This window comes from Streptomyces sp. NPDC036984 (assembly GCF_055607665.1).
This window is the reverse complement of sequence record NZ_JBVJRL010000005.1, coordinates 162250-177684: the sequence shown is the minus strand read 5'-3', so window position 1 is coordinate 177684 and position 15435 is coordinate 162250. Positions and strand designations below refer to the sequence as shown.

Sequence of the window (15435 nt, the reverse complement as noted above, 5' to 3'; positions counted from 1 at the left end):
CGCCTGGGCGGGGTCAGAGGCCTCCCGGCTCCTCGCCCTTCTCGGGCCGCAGCGACGGCAGCGCCAGGTCCGTCAGCTCAGCCTCCACCAGCGTCCCCGCCGAGCACCCGGTCCACGCCCCCCAGGCGTGAGGCCCGGCAGCGCGGCGATCTCGCGCCGGGTGCGCCGATCGTGGCGTCTTCCAGCGGCACGCTCGGCCTCGGGCTGGCCCTGGCCGGGCTGACCTACGGCCATCCGGTCACCGTCGTCTCCGATCCGGGTCTGGAAGCGTCGATGGTCCGGCTGCTCACCGCGCTCGGCGCCCACGTCGACCAGGTGGCCCGTCCCCACCCGGAGGGAGGCTGGCAGCAGGCCCGCCGCGAGCGGGTCGCCGAACTGCTGGACCTCACCCCGGGTGCCTACTGCCCCGACCAGTACCACAACCCCGACAACGTCGGGGCCTACCGGCCGCTGGCCGTCGAGCTCATCGCCCAGCTCGGCCGTATCGACGTCCTGGTGGCCGCAGTGGGCACCGGCGGGCACTCCGCCGGCACCGCCGCCGTGCTGCGCGAATCCTTCCCCGACCTGATCCTCATCGGAGCGGACGCGGTCGGCTCGTCCATCTTCGGCCAGCCCGCCGGGCCGCGGCCCATGCGCGGCCTGGGCTCCAGCATCCACCCGGCCAACGTCGACTACGCAGCCTTCGCCGAGGTGCACTGGGTGGGCCCCGCCGAGGCGGTATGGGCATGCCGACAGCTGGCCCGCCGCCACTACGCGTCCGGCGGCTGGAGCGTTGGCGCGGTCGCGCTCGTCGCCGGATGGGCCGCACGGACCTACCCGGCCGGAACCCGGATCGCCACGATCTTCCCCGACGGCCCGCACCGCTACCTGGAAACCGTCTACAACGACGCCTGATGCCGTGACCACCAACTCTTCGACAGCGACAAATCCTTCGAGCCCGACGAGATCGCCGACCCGGACGAGCGCGTGGTGACCCGCTGGACGCGGTGCCGTCGGGTCCGTGACCCGCTGGGGGATAAGCGCATCGGCGTGAAGGCGAGCCGCGACCTGCTGGGTGCCGAACGCGTTGATGTGAAGGCGGGTGTGCGATGAGGCGGCTGCAAGCCCAGGTGGCCTCTTTCAACCGGCCGGTCCGGCTGCTGATGGCCAACCAGTTCGCCATCAACCTCGGCTTCTCCATGCTCATGCCCTACCTGGCCGACCATCTCGCGCACGGCCTCGGCCTCGCCGCCTGGGCCGTCGGCCTGGTGCTCGGCGTGCGCAACCTCAGCCAGCAGGGCATGTTCCTCGTCGGTGGCACCCTCGCCGACCGCTACGGCTGCAAGCCGATGATCCTAATCGGGTGCACGCTCAGGACGGTCGCGTTCGGGCTTCTCTCCGCGGCGAGTTCGCTCCCTGCACTGATCGTGGCCTCGGCACTGACGGGCCTGGCCGGAGCACTCTTCAACCCGGCCGTGCGAGCGTACCTGGCCCAGGATGCGGGCGAAGACCGGCGCGTCGAAGCGTTCGCCGCCTTCAACGTCTTCTACCAGGCCGGCGTCCTCGTCGGCCCGCTCGCCGGACTCACCCTGCTCACCTGGGACTTCAGCGCCGTATGCGCGGTCACCGCGCTCATCTTCGGGGCGCTGGCCGTGCTCCAGGTCCGCGCCCTGCCTGCCCACCCCCCCGGCCGACCGCGGGGCCGAGCCTGCCTGGCGGGCGATGGCTGCCGACTGGCGGACCATCGCCGCCAACCGCCCTTTCCTGCTCTTCGCCGCCGCCATGTCGGGCTCCTACGTCCTGGCTTTCCAGGTCTATCTCGCCCTCCCGCTCCGCGCCCGTGACGTCTTCGGTGAGCAGACCGGGTTGGTGACCGGTGCGGTCTTCGCCGTCTCGGCGCTGGCCGCGCTGTCCGGGCAGCTGAAGCTCACGGCGTGGGCGAAGCGCACTCTGCCCGGACCACGGGCCATCGTGTACGGGCTCGTGGTGATGGGGGCCGCCTTCCTGCCGCTGCTCCCCACGTCGTACGACGCCGCGGTCGGGATCAGCGCCCTTGCGGTATGCGCGGCGCTGCTGGCCTGGGGCGGGGCGCTGCTCTATCCCTTGGAGATGGACACCGTCGTCCGGCTCTCCGGCGACCGGCTCGTCGCGACGTACTACGGCGCCTACAACACCGCCTCGGGCGTAGCGGTCTCCCTCGGCAACCTGGCCGTCGGCGCGTTGTTCGACACGGGGGTGCCGTGGCTGCCGTGGGCCGCTCTGGCCGGCACCGGACTTGTCTGCGCGGGGCTCGTGTCCCGGCTGCACCGTGCCGGCTACCTCGCGGCCAAGCCTGTTCCTGTACCGGGATGAGGCGACGCGCTGCTCGGAGCAGCAGGCAGGTCAGGCCGCAGCACCCGTTCTGCGACAGCCACTACGCCGCTCTTTCCCCGCAGAGGTTCGTTCCGTGACCGCTGACTGTGCACAAGGGCCCGGTCAGCACGGTGATGGGGAGGGACGGATGCTGACCAGAGTCTCGGCCAGGACATGCGTCGGCCGGCTGGACGCTCCAGACGCCACCGTGCCACGTGAGGCAGACGGTGGACAGGAGCGGTACCTGGAGTGCCCGGAAGGCTCGGGCCGGTGCGGACAGGGCATGCACGAGCATGGCCTGAACGACGGCTCGTTCGGCGATGACCAGTGCGCGGCCCGTGTCCGGGCGCAGGCTGCCGAGCCAGTGCGCGGTCCGGTGGCAGAGCTGGCGTACGGTTTCGCCGCCGTGTGGCGCGGCATCAGGGTCCGTGAGCCAGGCACTGTATCCGTACGGGTCTGCGGCGGCGATGTCGTCCGCTGTGCGGCCGCGCCAGGTGCCGTAGTCGATGTCGCGCAGTGCGGGCTCCACTGCGGCCTTCAGCCCGAAGGCTGCGGCGGTCAGCGCCGCGTCGGCCGAAGGCGATCTCATGGCCGACGAGTGCGGAGGAACCGATGCCGGGGCAGCGCCCTCGCCGGGGAGCCGGCGCTCCCTGAGCGGGGGCTGACCGAAGACTGTGTCTGCGGATGTGTCTGCGGGCTGCGCGCACAGAAGTGTCAGGTGGATCCTCATACGGCTGCCCTCCTCTCCACGTCGCGGCGCACGAGCGGTCGACCCGCTGCGTGACGCGCTCTCCAGGGTTCACGCACACTCCTGCCGTAGCCATCCGCCAGAAGTCCGGAACGTCCCCGCCAGATGGCCAGTGCGGGCCCTGCCACCTGGAGGGCCTTCGATCGGAGCCGTCGAGGACTGAGGACCGCCCGGCCCGTCAGCGGTGGGCGTGGGGGCCGTCGGCCACAGGGTGGTGGCTGTGCCGCCAGCCACCCTCCGCTCGTCCGGCGCCCACCAGGTGTGGATGGTCCTGGTGCAGGTCGGCGTGCTCGTGCTCGAGGACTGCCGATTCCTTCGACGGCCACATCCCCACCGCCAGCAGCCCGGCCACCAGTGTGATCGCGCCCAGCGCGGCCACGGCCGACTCCAGGCCCGCCATCGACCCCAGCCACCCGGCCAGCGGGTATGTCAGCAGCCAGCAGCTGTGGGACAGGGAGAACTGGGCGGCGAAGGCGGACGTACGCTCCTCGGGTGGGGCCGAGCGGCGGATCAGCCGTCCGGTCGGGGTCAGCACCATCGAGCAGCCGGCGCCGAAGGCCGCCCAGGTCAGCAGCAGGGCGGGCCAGCGCCAGGTGCCGCCGCCCGCGGCTGTGAGGACGCCGAGCGCGACGAAGACGACGGTGATCAGCAGGGCGCCGCGCAGCATCACCGTGCGGTCGGAGACCCGTTCCAGGACGCGGGGCAGCAGCAGCGCGACGACCATCGAGCCGCCGCCGTAGGCGCCGAGCGCCCAGGACAGGTCGGCCGCGCTGCGGCCCAGGTGGTCGCGGACGTACACCACGCTGTTGACGGTGACCATCGCGCTCGGCGCCGCCACGGCCAGGTTGAGCAGGAGCAGGGCCCGCAGCTGGGGCGTGGCGAAGAAGAGGCGGCTGCCTGCGGTGGCCCTGGCGTAGACGCCGCCGGTGTGGGGCTCGGCCGCGGCGGCCGGTTTCGGCAGTACCGCCGAGACCACGAGGGCCGCTGAGGCCAGGAACCCGGCCACGGTGCCGAGGAAAAGCCAGTTGTACGTGATCAGGGAGAGCAGGGCGGCGGCCAGGGTAGGGCTCAACAGGCTCTCCAGGTCGTAGGCGAGGCGCGAGAGGGACAGCGCCTGGGTGTAGTCACGCTCGGCGGGGAGCACGTCGGGGATGACGGCCTGGAAGGCCGGAGTGAACGCGGCGGACGCCGATTGCAGCAGGAAGACCAGGACGTATACCTGCCAGACCTGGTCCACGAACGGCAGGGTCAGCGCGACGGTGGCCCGGGTCGGGTCCGCGCCCACCATCAGGGCCCGGCGCGGCAGCCGGTCGGCGACCGCGCTGATCGCCGGGCGATCGCCACATACGCCACGATCTTGATCGCGAGCGCCGTGCCGAGGACCGAGCCCGCGTCGGCACCTGCGATGTCGTACGCCAGCAGACCGAGCGCGACCGTGGCGAGACCCGTGCCCACCAGGGCGATGACCTGGGCGGTGAAGAGATGCCGGTAGGTGCGGTTGCGCAGGACGGTGAGCACTCGAGAGTCCCTCGGCACGTCGGAGGTGGGCGCGACTGCCTGTCACTGTACATATAGGTGCGCACCTGCGCACATGTTGACGGCCAAGTTCGGCGTGAGGGCGGCGGCTTTGGCTCGATGGCGGCCTCTACCCTGTGTGCATGCCTGCTCGCGAGCCCTTGCCAACTGCACCTGGTGCGCATCTGCGCCCCCCGGACAGCGCGCGTCTCGCGGAGGCGACCGAGGTGTTCGCGATGCTGTCCGACGTAACCCGGCTGCACCTGCTGTGGCTGATCGCGCAAGGGGAGTCGGATGTCGGATCGCTGGCCGATCGGTGTGCGGCGTCCCGCACGGCGGTGAGCCAGCATCTGGCGAAGCTGCGTCTCGCCGGGCTGGTGGAGACGCGGCGCGAGGGCCGGCATGTCTACTACAGCCTCCGCGACGGGCATCTGCGGCGGTTGGTGCTGGAGGCGCTGAGCCACGCCGATCACCGGGTCAGTGGGCAGGCCCCGCACGGTTGACCGGGTCTGCGCGGACCACCGAGAGGGCCCGGCCGACCAGCGGACATGTGCCGCCGGGTCGGCCGGGCCGGTCGGAGCAGCTGGTTACGCGGACGCGGTGCCCCGGCGACGTACGAGATAGATGGCGCCGCCCGCCACGGCGACCACCGCGATGCCGATGCCGGCCCAGGTGCTGGCGGACAGCCCGCCGTCCTCGCCCTTTTCCTCGGCCTTGGCGGCGGGAGAGGCCGACGGGGTCGTCGCCTGCGTGGTCGGTGTGGGGGAGGCCGACGCGGTCTCACTGGGAGACGGGCTGATCGGCTTCGCGCCCGGCGCGGCTGCCTTCAGCTTGAGGACGGGCGCGGGGTTCTCGCCGTTCTCGTCCAGCTCGATCCAGCGGTCGGTGCGGCCGTCGCTGTAGGTCTGCAGCGTCTTGAACGCCAGCTCCTTCGCGTCGGGGAGCTGCTTGACGACGATGGAGTACTCCGCGTTGTCGCCGGTCTTCACGGCCGGGCCCTCGACGGTGTAGCCGTCGTCGCCGGCGCTGAACCTCCAGCCCTTGGGTCCCTCGCCGTAGACGACGTCGGCGGGCGCGATGCCCTCGGGCAGGACGACGCGGATCTTGGTGATGCCGGCGGTGTCGGACTCCGACTCGGCCTCGAAGGTGATCTTCGCGTTCTTGGCGAGGGCCTGTGCCTGGTCGGACTCGACCTCGACGTGGGCTGAGGCTGGGCCCGCGGTGAGCAGGACGGCGGTGGCGGCCGAGGCGGTCAGCATGGTCAGGCGGCGGGCGGTGCGGTGCTTGCTGATGGCACGAAGCATGGGTGTCTCCAGGCGTGGGGGACTGCGGGGCGGTCGAACGGCCGTTCCCGCAAGGTCAGTTGGCGTGAGTCAGTCCCGTGCGGGGAGGACCCCTTCGCACCACCACGTCCGCGAGCACCGTCCCCTTCAGGGGCGGCCGTTCCAGCCAAGTGTGCAGCAGAGGCGGCAGCCCGGCTTCCGCCGGTGCTGCACGCTGCGTGAGCAGCTTCCAGGCTGTGGCGATGTGTTGCCGTACGACGTCGACCGCGGTCGTCAGACCACGCGCCAGCGCCCAGCAGACGGCGTCCGCTCGGTGCAGCAGTACGGCGACCAGCACGGCCGCGAGCGCGTGCACCGCCGTCATCGCCAGAGAGTCGTGCAGCCGCTCGTGCCAGGCGCCGTGTGCGCCCGTGCCGTGATGCATGTCCCCCGGCATGGCCATGGGAGCCGAAGCGTCCGGGTGCTGCGTCATGAGCCACAGATGCAGTCCGGCCTGGGCCGCACCGCAGGTTGCCACCACGGCGGCCAGCGAGCGCGGGCGCTGAGCGCCCAGAAGCCCCACGGCAAACAGCACCGCGCCCGCAGCCGCGCCATGCCGCCACGGCATCGGCCCCTCGGCGACGAGATGGTGTGCGCTCACCCCCAGGACCGTACCGACGACGGCGAACACGGCCGCCCGCGCAACAGGGAGCGGCGCGCGCTGCGGCGTCGTACGGAGCTTGGTCATGGCCTGCCCATCATCGGGCATGGCCCCGCTCGCGCGGAGGCGGGATCCGGTAAGAAGCGGATCGCCGGGAATTCCCTCTCCGGGGCGGCGTGTGCGCTCGGGGCAGGGGCGTGGTCACGGGCAGTTCGGATGCCGCCTTGCAGGCAGCGGTCGTTTCTTGGGATGCCATGTTCGCCGCCGGGATCGGACGGTAGTGCCCCTCCCCCTGAAGCTGTTGGGTTCCCACAATCGCCCGAGTGGTCGGCCTACGACGACCGGCCCCGAAGGCTAATCGGCTCCGGGGGCAGCATCAGCCGACAACGCGACGCAGATGATCTCTCCCTCATGCCGAGCTCCAAGGAGTGAGCACACCGCTTCACCATGTGCTGATGACTGGTCAGTAAAGTCAGCATTGGGTCAGGATTCGTCCGGCCAAAGCTGCCCTCATATGACCAGGCCTTGGAAACGCGGGCAGTCCCGGAGGCAGCATGCAAGGGTCCGCGCCACCAGCGATCCTCGTGGGAGGATAGGCGAAGAGACGGTCTCGAATGCCCTGGACCGCAAATCCGAGTTTTCCCGGGTCAGCGCATCCTTCCGCGTGGTTTCAACGGCACCGGCGGCAGCTCGGGTGCGGGCAGCGGGGCCCCGTCGTAGCCCTGCACCTCACCGAACCGGACCCCCTTCGTCCAGTCCTCCCGGGCCTGCTCGATCTCGGCCTGGGAGCGGGCGACGAAGTTCCACCACATGACCAGCTCCTCGGCGAACGGCTCGCCGCCGAGCAGCATGAGCCCGGCGTCCGACTCGGCGCGCAGCGGGAGTTCGGAGCGCCCGCAGCCCAGGTACAGCAGTGAGCCGGGCAGCACCGGCACGCCGTCCACGTGCACCTCTCCCGACATGGCCAGCACGCCGTACTCGAAGTCGGGTTCGAGGGGGAGACGGACCTCGGCGCCCCGGCGCAGGGCGAGGTCGGCGCCGACGATGGGGGTGTACGTCGTACCGGGCGAGACCGAGCTGTCCAGGCCGCCGAGGATCACCGTGGCGGTCAGGCCGGGCGCGGTCACCGTCGGCAGCTCGGGGTGGTACTCGAACGTGGGGTCGGTGTGCCGGTGTTCGTCCGGCAGGGCGACCCACAGCTGGGCGCCGTGCAGGAAGCGGGCGTGCGGGCGGGGGCTCTCCTCGGAGTGGCTGATCGCGCGGCCCGAGGTCATCAGGCCCAGCTGCCGGGGCCGGATCGTCTGGAGGCTGCCGGTCGAATCCCGGTGCAGCACCTCGCCCTCGTGCAGCCAGCTGACCGTCTGGAGCCCGATGTGCGGGTGGGGCGGGACCTGCATGCCGGGCTCGTCGGCGATGTCGTCCGGGCCGTAGTGGTCCACGAAGGCCCACGCCCCGATCATGCGCCGGCCGAGGTTCGGCAACAGCCTGCGCACCTCCGTCGACTCGCCCAGCTTCACGTGCCGGGGACTCAGCAGCTCGCGGACGGGTTCGCCGACGACGAATCCGCGGCCACCGCAGACACTGGGCACGGGCGCGCGGTCAAGGTTGCTCATGCCGCCCAACCTAGCGCTGTGCGAGCCCGAGCGGCGGGTGCCGAAACCTCGATGTCCCCTGCTCGCCGGATCGGCCGACGTGCAGCGCATGCGCCGGTGCCCTCAGGCTGCCGGGCGCTCGGGTACGGCCGGCCCGTGGACGGGCTCACCGGCCCCGGACCGGGGACGGCGTGCCGTCGGCAGGTGGGGGAGCAGCGCGTGCTCCCCGGCGTCAACGCCCCCGGCGAGACCCGGCAGCCCGGCGGGCCGTGCCGGTCAGGCCGTGCCGCCTCCGGGGTCGGTCGACCACTCCGGGGCCAGTACCGACCAGATCTCCTCGTCGTGGCGCTCGCCCCGGTACAGGTAGCTCTCCCGCAGGACCGCCTCCTTGCGCATGCCGAGTCGGCGGGCGACCGCGATGCTGGGCGTGTTGCCGGCCGACACCCACCACTCCACGCGGTGGACGCCCCGCTCGCGGATCGCCCAGTCGATCAGCAGCCGTGCCGCCCGGGTCACCAGACCCCGGCCCACCGCGGCGGGCTCCAGCCAGCAGCCCGCCTCCGCCGTGCCCTGGGCCACGTCCAGCGTGCGCAGGATCACCGCCCCGACCAGCCTGCCGTCGAGCCGGATCGCCCGGATGAGCCCCCCGTCGGCCGCCTCCTTCCCGGCGTACGCCTCGAGGAAGGCCCGGCTGGAGGCCAGGTCCGTGACCACGTCCGGCAGCCCGTTGAACCGCCCGATGAACTCCCGGCCCCGGTCCACATGGGCGAGGAACTCCTCGGCCTGCCAGGGCTGGAGGGGACACAGCTCGGCACCGTCGTCACCGAGAGAGGTCGCGAACATGGTCACCTTCGGGTGAGGGGATGGGACATCTGGTACGCCAGCCTACGATCGGCCCCCTCCCCGAGGGCCGTCAGGGCCTCGTCCAGCTCCATGAACCACGCCCAGGGCTGCCGCCCGTCGGCACCGGCCAGCCGCGCCACCACGAGATCCTCCAGCTGCGGGACCCGCTTGTTCTTCCAGATCTTGTCGGCCAGGCTCACCAGCAGGTCCTCGACACCGGCCGCGGGCGGCCAGGACGCGTGGGTGCCGGCGAAGCGGGCGAGTCCGGCCGGGACCCCGAGCGCCAGCAGCAATTCCTCCCCGGCTGCCTCGTGTTGTGCTCCGGGGCTGGACAGCTCGGCCGGGTGCAGGGCCTTGCCGATGTCGTGCGTGGCGGCACCGAACAGCACCGCGCCGGCGTCGAACTCCAGCTCCGGGCAGTGCCGTCGGACCCACTCCACCAGCTGCGCGGCGACATCGTGCACCGCCCGGAGGTGGGCCACCAGCCGGGGCGGGGCGTCCACCTGCTCCAGCAGCGAAGCGGCCCGGTCCGGCAGTGGGCGCAGGGGTGGATCGTCGGTGTCGTCCGTCGCGATCGACGCTGTGTGTCCGGCTGTCACCGTGCCAGAGTAATCACCGTCGTGCGTCGGAGGGTTGGCAGACGGGAGCACGGATGGACACGGTGCACACGGCCTTTCTGCTCGGCACGGGTGTGTTCTGGACGGCGGCCTATGTGCTGCTGATCCGCAGGGGGGTGCGGGAGCGGACCTTCGGGATGCCCGTCGTCGCCTTCGCCACCAACATCAGCTGGGAGTTCATGTTCGCGTTCGTGCGGCCCCCGTCCGGGGTCATGCACGTCGTCAACATCGTCTGGTTCTGCTTCGACCTGGCCATCGGCTACACGGTCGTTCGCCACGGCCGGCCGGAATTCCCGTACCTGCCCGACCGGTTCTTCCTGCCTGCCCTCGCCGTGCTGCTCGCCCTCGCCTACCCGGGGATGAACTACGCCTCCGAGCAGTTCGACGAGGGCGCCGGCACCATCACCGCGTTCGGCAGCAACCTGGCGATGTCGGCCATGTTCCTCGCGATGCTCGCCGCCCGCCGGGGCACACGCGGCCAGTCGACCGGCATCGCGCTGGCCAAGCTGCTGGGCACGGCCTGCGCCTCCCTGGCGATGCTGACCACCGCCGACCCGGCGCCCCGCTACGACGGCGCCCTCATGCGCTACCTCTACCTCGCCTGCTTCCTGCTCGACCTCGCCTACCTGGCCGCCCTGCACGCCGTACGCCGTGCGGAATCCCGGACCTGACATCGTTGTCCGCGCCTGCCTGGATGGCGGGGCCGACGCGCCGGGCCGACGATGGACACGAGGGGTACGGCCGCCGCCGTAGCGCCGGTGCCGTCGGAGGCAGCCGGGAGACGGAGGCCGGCCCCGGCCGCGGTCAGCGGCTGGAAGGGAGGACACCGTCATGCTGGAAGTGAAGACGGTCGAAAAGCCGGACGAACGGCGCGACTTCCCCCGTGGCCACCTCGAAGCCCTCCATCTGACCGGACTCGACTTCGCGGTGGCCACCTTCGAACCGGGCTGGCGCTGGTCGGAGTCCGTGGCACCGCTCGCGGGGACGGAGAGCTGCATGGTGCACCACAACGGGTTTGTGGTGCAGGGACGGATGCACATCCGCATGGACGACGGCGGCGAGAGCGAGGTCGGCCCGGGTGACGTCTTCGCCTGTTCGGCCGGTCACGACGCCTGGGTGGTCGGTGACGAGCAGGTCGTGGTCTACGACTTCGCGGGAGGCATGGCACAGGATTACGCCAAGGCTCAGGGGACGTGAGTCACCGCGCAGCTGCCCCGCGGTGCACGTCACCGCGGGGCACTCGCATGCGGAGCCGTGCCCGGTCAGACCGTGACGACGACCTTGCCTCGCGCGTGTTCCTCTTCCAGGTACCGGATGGCCGCGGGCGCCTCACCCAGCGGATAGGTCCGGTCGATCACCGGTGCGAGCTTTCCGGAGTCGGCCAGTTCCCGCAGGTCCGCCAGCACCGCCTTGCCGGGTGCCGGGCCGATGAGCGGGCGCAGCCGCTGACGGACGAACGGGGAGAGCGCGACTCCCTTGAGGATGAGGACGGGAGCCCCGAGGAACTGCCCCGACCTGCCCCCGCTGCCGAGGACGAGCGTTCCGGTGGGGGTGAGGGCGCGCCGCAGGCCGGCGATCCCGTGGCCCGCCACAAGGTCGAGGACGACGTCGTAGCGTCGCCCCGCACGTGTGAAGTCCTCGCGGGTGTAGTCCACGACATGGTCCGCACCCAGCGAGCGGATCAGCTCGGTGTTGCGCGTGCTGCACACGCCGGTCACCTCCGCGCCGAGCGCCTTGGCGATCTGCACGGCGAACGTGCCGACGCCGCCGGAGGCGCCGTTGACCAGCACCCGCTGCCCCGGCCGGACCCCCGCCACGTCCCGCAGGCCCCGCAGCGCGGTGTTCCCGGCCAGCGGCAGCACCGCCGCCTGCGCGAAGGTCAGGGAGGCCGGCTTGCGCTCCACCCAGGCGTCCGGGACGCACACGTACTCCGCGAACGTGCCGTCGACCTCGCCGAACACCTCGTCGCCGGGCCGGAGGTCCCGGACGTTCCGGCCGGCCGCCGCCACCTCGCCCGCGAAGTCCCGGCCGCGGATCCGGGCCCGGGGCGCGCGGCGGCCCAGCGCCAGCCGGGCTATGTACGGGTCACCGCGCATGAGGTGCCAGTCGTACGCGTTCAGTCCGGCCGCCCGCACCCGCACCAGTACCTCGTCGTCCCCGGGCACCGGTTGGTCCACGTCTCTCAGCTCCAGCACGTCCGGTGGGCCGTACCGGTCCTGGACCACTGCCTTCATAGCCTGTTCTCTCCCCCCTCGGCGTGTACTCGCAGGTTAGGGCGAGATCCGCCGGCCGGACATCGGGGAAGTGCCGTAATTCCGGGGCAGGAGGAACCCGGGTCCGTGTAGGGGGCCGCCGTCCTCGGAGCGTGTGGCTGACTCGGAACGCGTGGTCGACTCCGCACACGTGGCTGACTGCGAGCGTGTGGCTGACTCGGAACGCGTTGCTGACGGCGCGCCCCCGGAGCGCGCGGCTGCCCGTGCGCCCCTCGCAGTCCGAAGGCGACGGCGCCCGCAGAGTGTGTGGGCGACGGCGCCCTCAGAATGTGTGGGTCACGGCGCCCTCAGAATGTGTGGGTCACGGCCGCCTCCTCGGCGGAGGCGACGGCCTCGGCATGGCCGAACAGGCCGGGCAGCCCGCCGGTGTGCACGAACACGGTCTTCTCGCCCGGCCGTACCTCGCCGTCCCTGACGGCGGCGGCCAGCCCGGCCAGGGCGCGGCCCGTGTAGACCGGGTCCAGGATGATCCCCTCGGTGCGGGCGGCGGTCCGGAGCGCTTCGGCCGCCGACGGGGTCAGCGTCGCGTATCCGTCGCCCACCTGGTCCCGGCGCACCCGCAGCCGGTCCGCCGTGACCGTCTCCGCGGTGAGCGGAGCGGCAAACTCCGCTGCCGCGGCCGCCGGGTCGGCCAGTGCGCCCACGTCGACGCCGAGCACCGACTCCGTGCCGAGGGCGGCGACCAGCCCGGCCATGGTGCCGCCCGAGCCGAGCGCGACCACCGCGGTGCGCAGCTCCGGCACCTGCGCCCGCAGCTCCTCACCGCACTGCACGTAGCCCCGCGCGCCCAGCGTGCCGGACCCGCCGAACGGGATCAGGGCCGGCCGGGCGCCCTTCTCCCGCAACCGCGCGCAGACCTCGGCCGCCGCCGCGTCCAGTCCCGCACGGTCCACCTCGCCCGCCCAGTGCAGCCGTGCCCCCAACAGGCCGTCCAGGGCGAGGTTCCCGGACCGCGACACGCCCGGGGAACCGCGCAGCACGAGGACGACGTCCAGCCCGAGCCGGGCGGCCGCGGCGGCGGTCAGCCGGGCGTGGTTGCTCTGCGGGGCACCGGTCGTCACCAGCGTGTCCGCGCCCTCGGCGAGGGCCGCGCCCGCCATCCACTCCAGCTTGCGGATCTTGTTCCCGCCGCCGCCCAGGCCGGTCAGGTCGTCCCGTTTCACCCACAGGTCGTCCGGCCCGAGCCCGAGCGCGGCGGCCAGCCGGGGCGCCGGTTCGACGGGGGTGGGATACGTGCCGAGCGGCACGGGCGGGTGGCTCATCGCGGATCTCCTTGCGCGGGGTGACGGGCGACCAGTCGATCACGGCCGGCCGTCCCGCGTCACACCGGGAGCAGACCGGCGATCAGCGCGCCGAGCTGCCGGGCCGTGCGGCACTCGTGCATCTCGACCACGTCGGCGTAGGCGGGCGCCGCCGAGTCGCCGGTGCCCCACTGGGCGCGTGGTTCGGGGTTCAGCCAGTACACGCGCCGGGCACGCCGGGCGACCTCGCGTACGGCGGGCAGGTTCGGGTCGCTCATGTTCGTCCGCGCGTCCCCGAGGACGAACACCGTGGTGCGCGGGCCGACCACGCCCCCGTACCGCTCGGTGAACTCGGCAAGCGCCATGCCGTAGTCGCTGCTGCCGTGCCAGCCGGTGAGGGTGGCCTCGGTGCGGATGCGGGCGCCGAGCCCGTCGGGGTCGGCGCGGCCGTGGTCGAGCAGGCCGGTCACCTCGTCGAGCCGGTTGACGAACGCGAACACGCGGACCTTGCTGAACTGGTCGTGCAGGGCCTGCACGAGGAGCATGGTGAAGTCCGAGAAGCCGGACACCGAGCCGGACACATCGCAGAGCAGGACCAGTTCGGGGCGGACCGGACGGCGCCGGCGCAGCACCGGCCGCATCGGCACCCCGCCCGTGGACAGCGAGGAGCGCAGCGTGCGGCGCAGGTCGATGCTGCCGCGCGCGGCCCGGCGGCGGCGCGCGGCGAGCCGCGTGGCCAGCTTGCGCGCGAGCGGCTGAACGGCCCTGCGCAGTTCGGTCAGCTGATCCCGGTTCGCGAACAGGAAGTCGACCTGGTCGGCGGTCGGCCGGACGCCGCGCCGCGCGATCTCGTCCCGGCCGCGGCGCTCCGCGACCCGGCGCCGGGCCTCCGCCCCCACCATGCGCCGGAACTCCTCGATGCGGCGCCGGATCTCGTCGTCCAGCAGCCGGTCCGCGAACCCCGCGCCGCTGCCGGCCCGGCCCCGCACATCGGCCCGCACCCGGGCCAGCAGGGTCTGCGGGCGCAGCCGGTCCAGCGTCTGGTACGCCGACCAGCCGTCCGAGCCCGGCGAACTCCCGTACCCTCCGAAGCCGTCCACCGCCTCCGCCGCCAACCGGGCCATCAGCGCCCGGTCATTGTCGGCCAGCGCCTCGGCGAGCCGGTCGCGCAGGCTCTCGCGGTCCCGGTCGGTGCCCTCCGGGCCGCCCACCCCGCTCGGGAAGTAGAGGTCGAAGACCGAGTCGAACAGGGCCCGTTGGCCGGGTCCGTGCAGCAGGGTCGCGGCCAGCCCCTCGCGCAGCCGCTCCCGGTCCGTGAGCCCCAGCGCCTCCGCCGCGCGGGCCGCGTCCACGGTCTCGCCGGTGCCGATCCGTACGCCGTGCGCGCGCAGCGCCCCGACCAGGCCGGTGATCCGGTCGGCGACGGCGGTCACAGCGCTTCCAAGTCGAGCTTGGCCGCCGCCTTCTGGATGTCGTCCTGGTGCTTGAGGATCACTCCGAGGGTGTCCTGCACGACGGTCTCGTCCAGCGTGCCGGCGCCCAGGGCCAGCAGGGTGCGGGCCCAGTCGATGGTCTCGGCGACGGACGGCACCTTGCGCAGGTCCATCGCGCGCAGCGCGCCGACCACCCGGACCACCGACTCGGTCAGCGCGTCGCCGAGGCCCGGCACCTTCAGCCGTACGATCCGCCGCTCCAGCTCCTCCTCGGGGAAGCCGATGTGCAGGAACAGGCAGCGGCGGCGCAGCGCCTCGGACAGCTCCCGGCCGGCGTTGGAGGTGAGGACGACGAACGGGCGGCGGGTGGCGGTGACCGTGCCCAGCTCAGGGACCGTGATCTGGAAGTCGCTGAGCACCTCCAGCAGCAGGCCCTCCATCTCGATGTCGGCCTTGTCGGTCTCGTCGATGAGCAGCACCGTCGGCTCGTCGCCGCGGATGGCGGTGAGCAGCGGGCGGGGGAGCAGGAACTCCTCGCTGAAGATGTCGGTGCGGGTCTCGTCCCAGTTCTCGTCGCGGCCCGCGCTGATCCGCAGCAGCTGCTTGGCGTGGTTCCACTCGTACAGCGCCCGGGACTCGTCCACGCCCTCGTAGCACTGGAGCCGGACCAGCCGGGCGCCGGCCACCTGGGCGACGGCCTTGGCCAGCTCGGTCTTGCCCACCCCGGCGGGGCCCTCCACCAGCAGCGGCTTGCCCAGCCGGTCCGCCAGGAAGACGGTCGTGGCGACGGCGGGCGAGGCGAGATAGCCGGTCTCGGCGAGGCGGGCGGAGACGTCGTCGACGGACGTGAACAACGGGGCCTCCGGCGGTTCGGGAGCAGGTACCGATCTCCTATCTAAGCGCTTGTTCAGGTCCGGCG

13 protein-coding genes and 3 pseudogenes are annotated in these 15435 nt (G+C 72.5%); 5 read left to right on the top strand and 11 right to left on the bottom strand.

Annotated features, from left to right (window positions below; translation table 11 throughout):
- Positions 1 to 3 precede the first annotated feature (3 nt).
- Positions 4 to 1092: pseudogene (locus ACZ7DL_RS12605) on the top strand (PLP-dependent cysteine synthase family protein).
- Positions 1089 to 2331: pseudogene (locus tag ACZ7DL_RS12600) on the top strand (MDR family MFS transporter). Before ACZ7DL_RS12605 ends, ACZ7DL_RS12600 begins: the two co-directional pseudogenes overlap by 4 nt.
- A 61-nt stretch (positions 2332 to 2392) precedes the next feature.
- Here ACZ7DL_RS12600 and ACZ7DL_RS12595 read toward each other — a convergent pair.
- Together ACZ7DL_RS12595 and ACZ7DL_RS12590 are read right to left on the bottom strand one after the other, a co-directional pair.
- On the bottom strand, positions 2393 to 2920 hold the full coding sequence (locus tag ACZ7DL_RS12595) for a histidine phosphatase family protein (protein ID WP_470773803.1): 528 nt from the start codon (positions 2918 to 2920) through the stop codon (positions 2393 to 2395).
- 337 nt (positions 2921 to 3257) lie between these two features.
- A pseudogene (locus ACZ7DL_RS12590) lies at positions 3258 to 4597 on the bottom strand (MFS transporter).
- A 140-nt stretch (positions 4598 to 4737) separates the two neighbouring features.
- Here ACZ7DL_RS12590 and ACZ7DL_RS12585 point away from each other — a divergent pair.
- Complete coding sequence (locus tag ACZ7DL_RS12585; RefSeq protein ID WP_470773801.1) at positions 4738 to 5097, top strand: ArsR/SmtB family transcription factor; 360 nt, start codon at positions 4738 to 4740, stop codon at positions 5095 to 5097.
- A gap of 84 nt (positions 5098 to 5181) precedes the next feature.
- Here the strand turns inward: ACZ7DL_RS12585 and ACZ7DL_RS12580 are convergent, their stop codons facing one another.
- The 5 genes from ACZ7DL_RS12580 to ACZ7DL_RS12560 form a co-directional block, all read right to left on the bottom strand.
- Positions 5182 to 5898 (bottom strand): DUF1775 domain-containing protein, encoded by a 717-nt coding sequence (locus tag ACZ7DL_RS12580; RefSeq protein WP_470773800.1) that lies wholly within the window; start codon positions 5896 to 5898, stop codon positions 5182 to 5184.
- Between the two features lie 55 nt (positions 5899 to 5953).
- The gene (locus ACZ7DL_RS12575; RefSeq protein ID WP_470773798.1) at positions 5954 to 6604 is read right to left on the bottom strand and encodes a hypothetical protein; all 651 of its coding nucleotides are present in this window, start codon (positions 6602 to 6604) and stop codon (positions 5954 to 5956) included.
- A gap of 560 nt (positions 6605 to 7164) precedes the next feature.
- On the bottom strand, positions 7165 to 8130 hold the full coding sequence (locus tag ACZ7DL_RS12570; protein ID WP_470773797.1) for a pirin family protein: 966 nt from the start codon (positions 8128 to 8130) through the stop codon (positions 7165 to 7167).
- A 255-nt stretch (positions 8131 to 8385) separates the two neighbouring features.
- A complete protein-coding gene (locus tag ACZ7DL_RS12565) occupies positions 8386 to 8952 on the bottom strand; it encodes a GNAT family N-acetyltransferase (RefSeq protein WP_470773795.1) in 567 nt (188 codons plus the stop codon).
- Between the two features lie 2 nt (positions 8953 to 8954).
- Positions 8955 to 9551, bottom strand: coding sequence for an HD domain-containing protein (locus ACZ7DL_RS12560; RefSeq protein ID WP_470773793.1), 597 nt, complete (start codon positions 9549 to 9551; stop codon positions 8955 to 8957).
- A gap of 53 nt (positions 9552 to 9604) precedes the next feature.
- Here ACZ7DL_RS12560 and ACZ7DL_RS12555 point away from each other — a divergent pair, with 53 nt between their 5' ends.
- Positions 9605 to 10240: a transmembrane-type terpene cyclase gene (locus tag ACZ7DL_RS12555; protein ID WP_470773791.1), complete on the top strand. Its 636-nt coding sequence runs from the start codon at positions 9605 to 9607 to the stop codon at positions 10238 to 10240.
- A 160-nt stretch (positions 10241 to 10400) separates the two neighbouring features.
- Positions 10401 to 10766, top strand: coding sequence for a cupin domain-containing protein (locus ACZ7DL_RS12550; protein WP_470773789.1), 366 nt, complete (start codon positions 10401 to 10403; stop codon positions 10764 to 10766).
- A gap of 65 nt (positions 10767 to 10831) precedes the next feature.
- On the opposite strand, the gene ACZ7DL_RS12545 is transcribed toward ACZ7DL_RS12550, so the two are convergent.
- The 4 genes from ACZ7DL_RS12545 to ACZ7DL_RS12530 form a co-directional block, all read right to left on the bottom strand.
- Complete coding sequence (locus ACZ7DL_RS12545) at positions 10832 to 11803, bottom strand: NAD(P)-dependent alcohol dehydrogenase (protein WP_470773787.1); 972 nt, start codon at positions 11801 to 11803, stop codon at positions 10832 to 10834.
- A gap of 326 nt (positions 11804 to 12129) precedes the next feature.
- On the bottom strand, positions 12130 to 13104 hold the full coding sequence (locus tag ACZ7DL_RS12540) for a pyridoxal-phosphate dependent enzyme (RefSeq protein WP_470773785.1): 975 nt from the start codon (positions 13102 to 13104) through the stop codon (positions 12130 to 12132).
- 59 nt (positions 13105 to 13163) lie between these two features.
- On the bottom strand, positions 13164 to 14516 hold the full coding sequence (locus tag ACZ7DL_RS12535; RefSeq protein WP_470773783.1) for a VWA domain-containing protein: 1353 nt from the start codon (positions 14514 to 14516) through the stop codon (positions 13164 to 13166).
- Positions 14513 to 15370, bottom strand: coding sequence for an AAA family ATPase (locus tag ACZ7DL_RS12530; RefSeq protein WP_470773781.1), 858 nt, complete (start codon positions 15368 to 15370; stop codon positions 14513 to 14515). The genes ACZ7DL_RS12535 and ACZ7DL_RS12530 overlap by 4 nt, the downstream gene beginning before the upstream one ends.
- Between the last annotated feature and the right edge of the window lie 65 nt (positions 15371 to 15435).

Bases quoted from the DNA above. Each gene is read 5' to 3' on its own strand.
- ACZ7DL_RS12595 (WP_470773803.1), bottom strand. From the start codon at position 2,920: ATGAGATCGCCTTCGGCCGACGCGGCGCTGACCGCCGCAGCCTTCGGG.
- ACZ7DL_RS12585 (WP_470773801.1), top strand. From the start codon at position 4,738: ATGCCTGCTCGCGAGCCCTTGCCAACTGCACCTGGTGCGCATCTGCGC.
- ACZ7DL_RS12580 (WP_470773800.1), bottom strand. From the start codon at position 5,898: ATGCTTCGTGCCATCAGCAAGCACCGCACCGCCCGCCGCCTGACCATG.
- ACZ7DL_RS12575 (WP_470773798.1), bottom strand. From the start codon at position 6,604: ATGACCAAGCTCCGTACGACGCCGCAGCGCGCGCCGCTCCCTGTTGCG.
- ACZ7DL_RS12570 (WP_470773797.1), bottom strand. From the start codon at position 8,130: ATGAGCAACCTTGACCGCGCGCCCGTGCCCAGTGTCTGCGGTGGCCGC.
- ACZ7DL_RS12565 (WP_470773795.1), bottom strand. From the start codon at position 8,952: ATGTTCGCGACCTCTCTCGGTGACGACGGTGCCGAGCTGTGTCCCCTC.
- ACZ7DL_RS12555 (WP_470773791.1), top strand. From the start codon at position 9,605: ATGGACACGGTGCACACGGCCTTTCTGCTCGGCACGGGTGTGTTCTGG.
- ACZ7DL_RS12550 (WP_470773789.1), top strand. From the start codon at position 10,401: ATGCTGGAAGTGAAGACGGTCGAAAAGCCGGACGAACGGCGCGACTTC.
- ACZ7DL_RS12545 (WP_470773787.1), bottom strand. From the start codon at position 11,803: ATGAAGGCAGTGGTCCAGGACCGGTACGGCCCACCGGACGTGCTGGAG.
- ACZ7DL_RS12540 (WP_470773785.1), bottom strand. From the start codon at position 13,104: ATGAGCCACCCGCCCGTGCCGCTCGGCACGTATCCCACCCCCGTCGAA.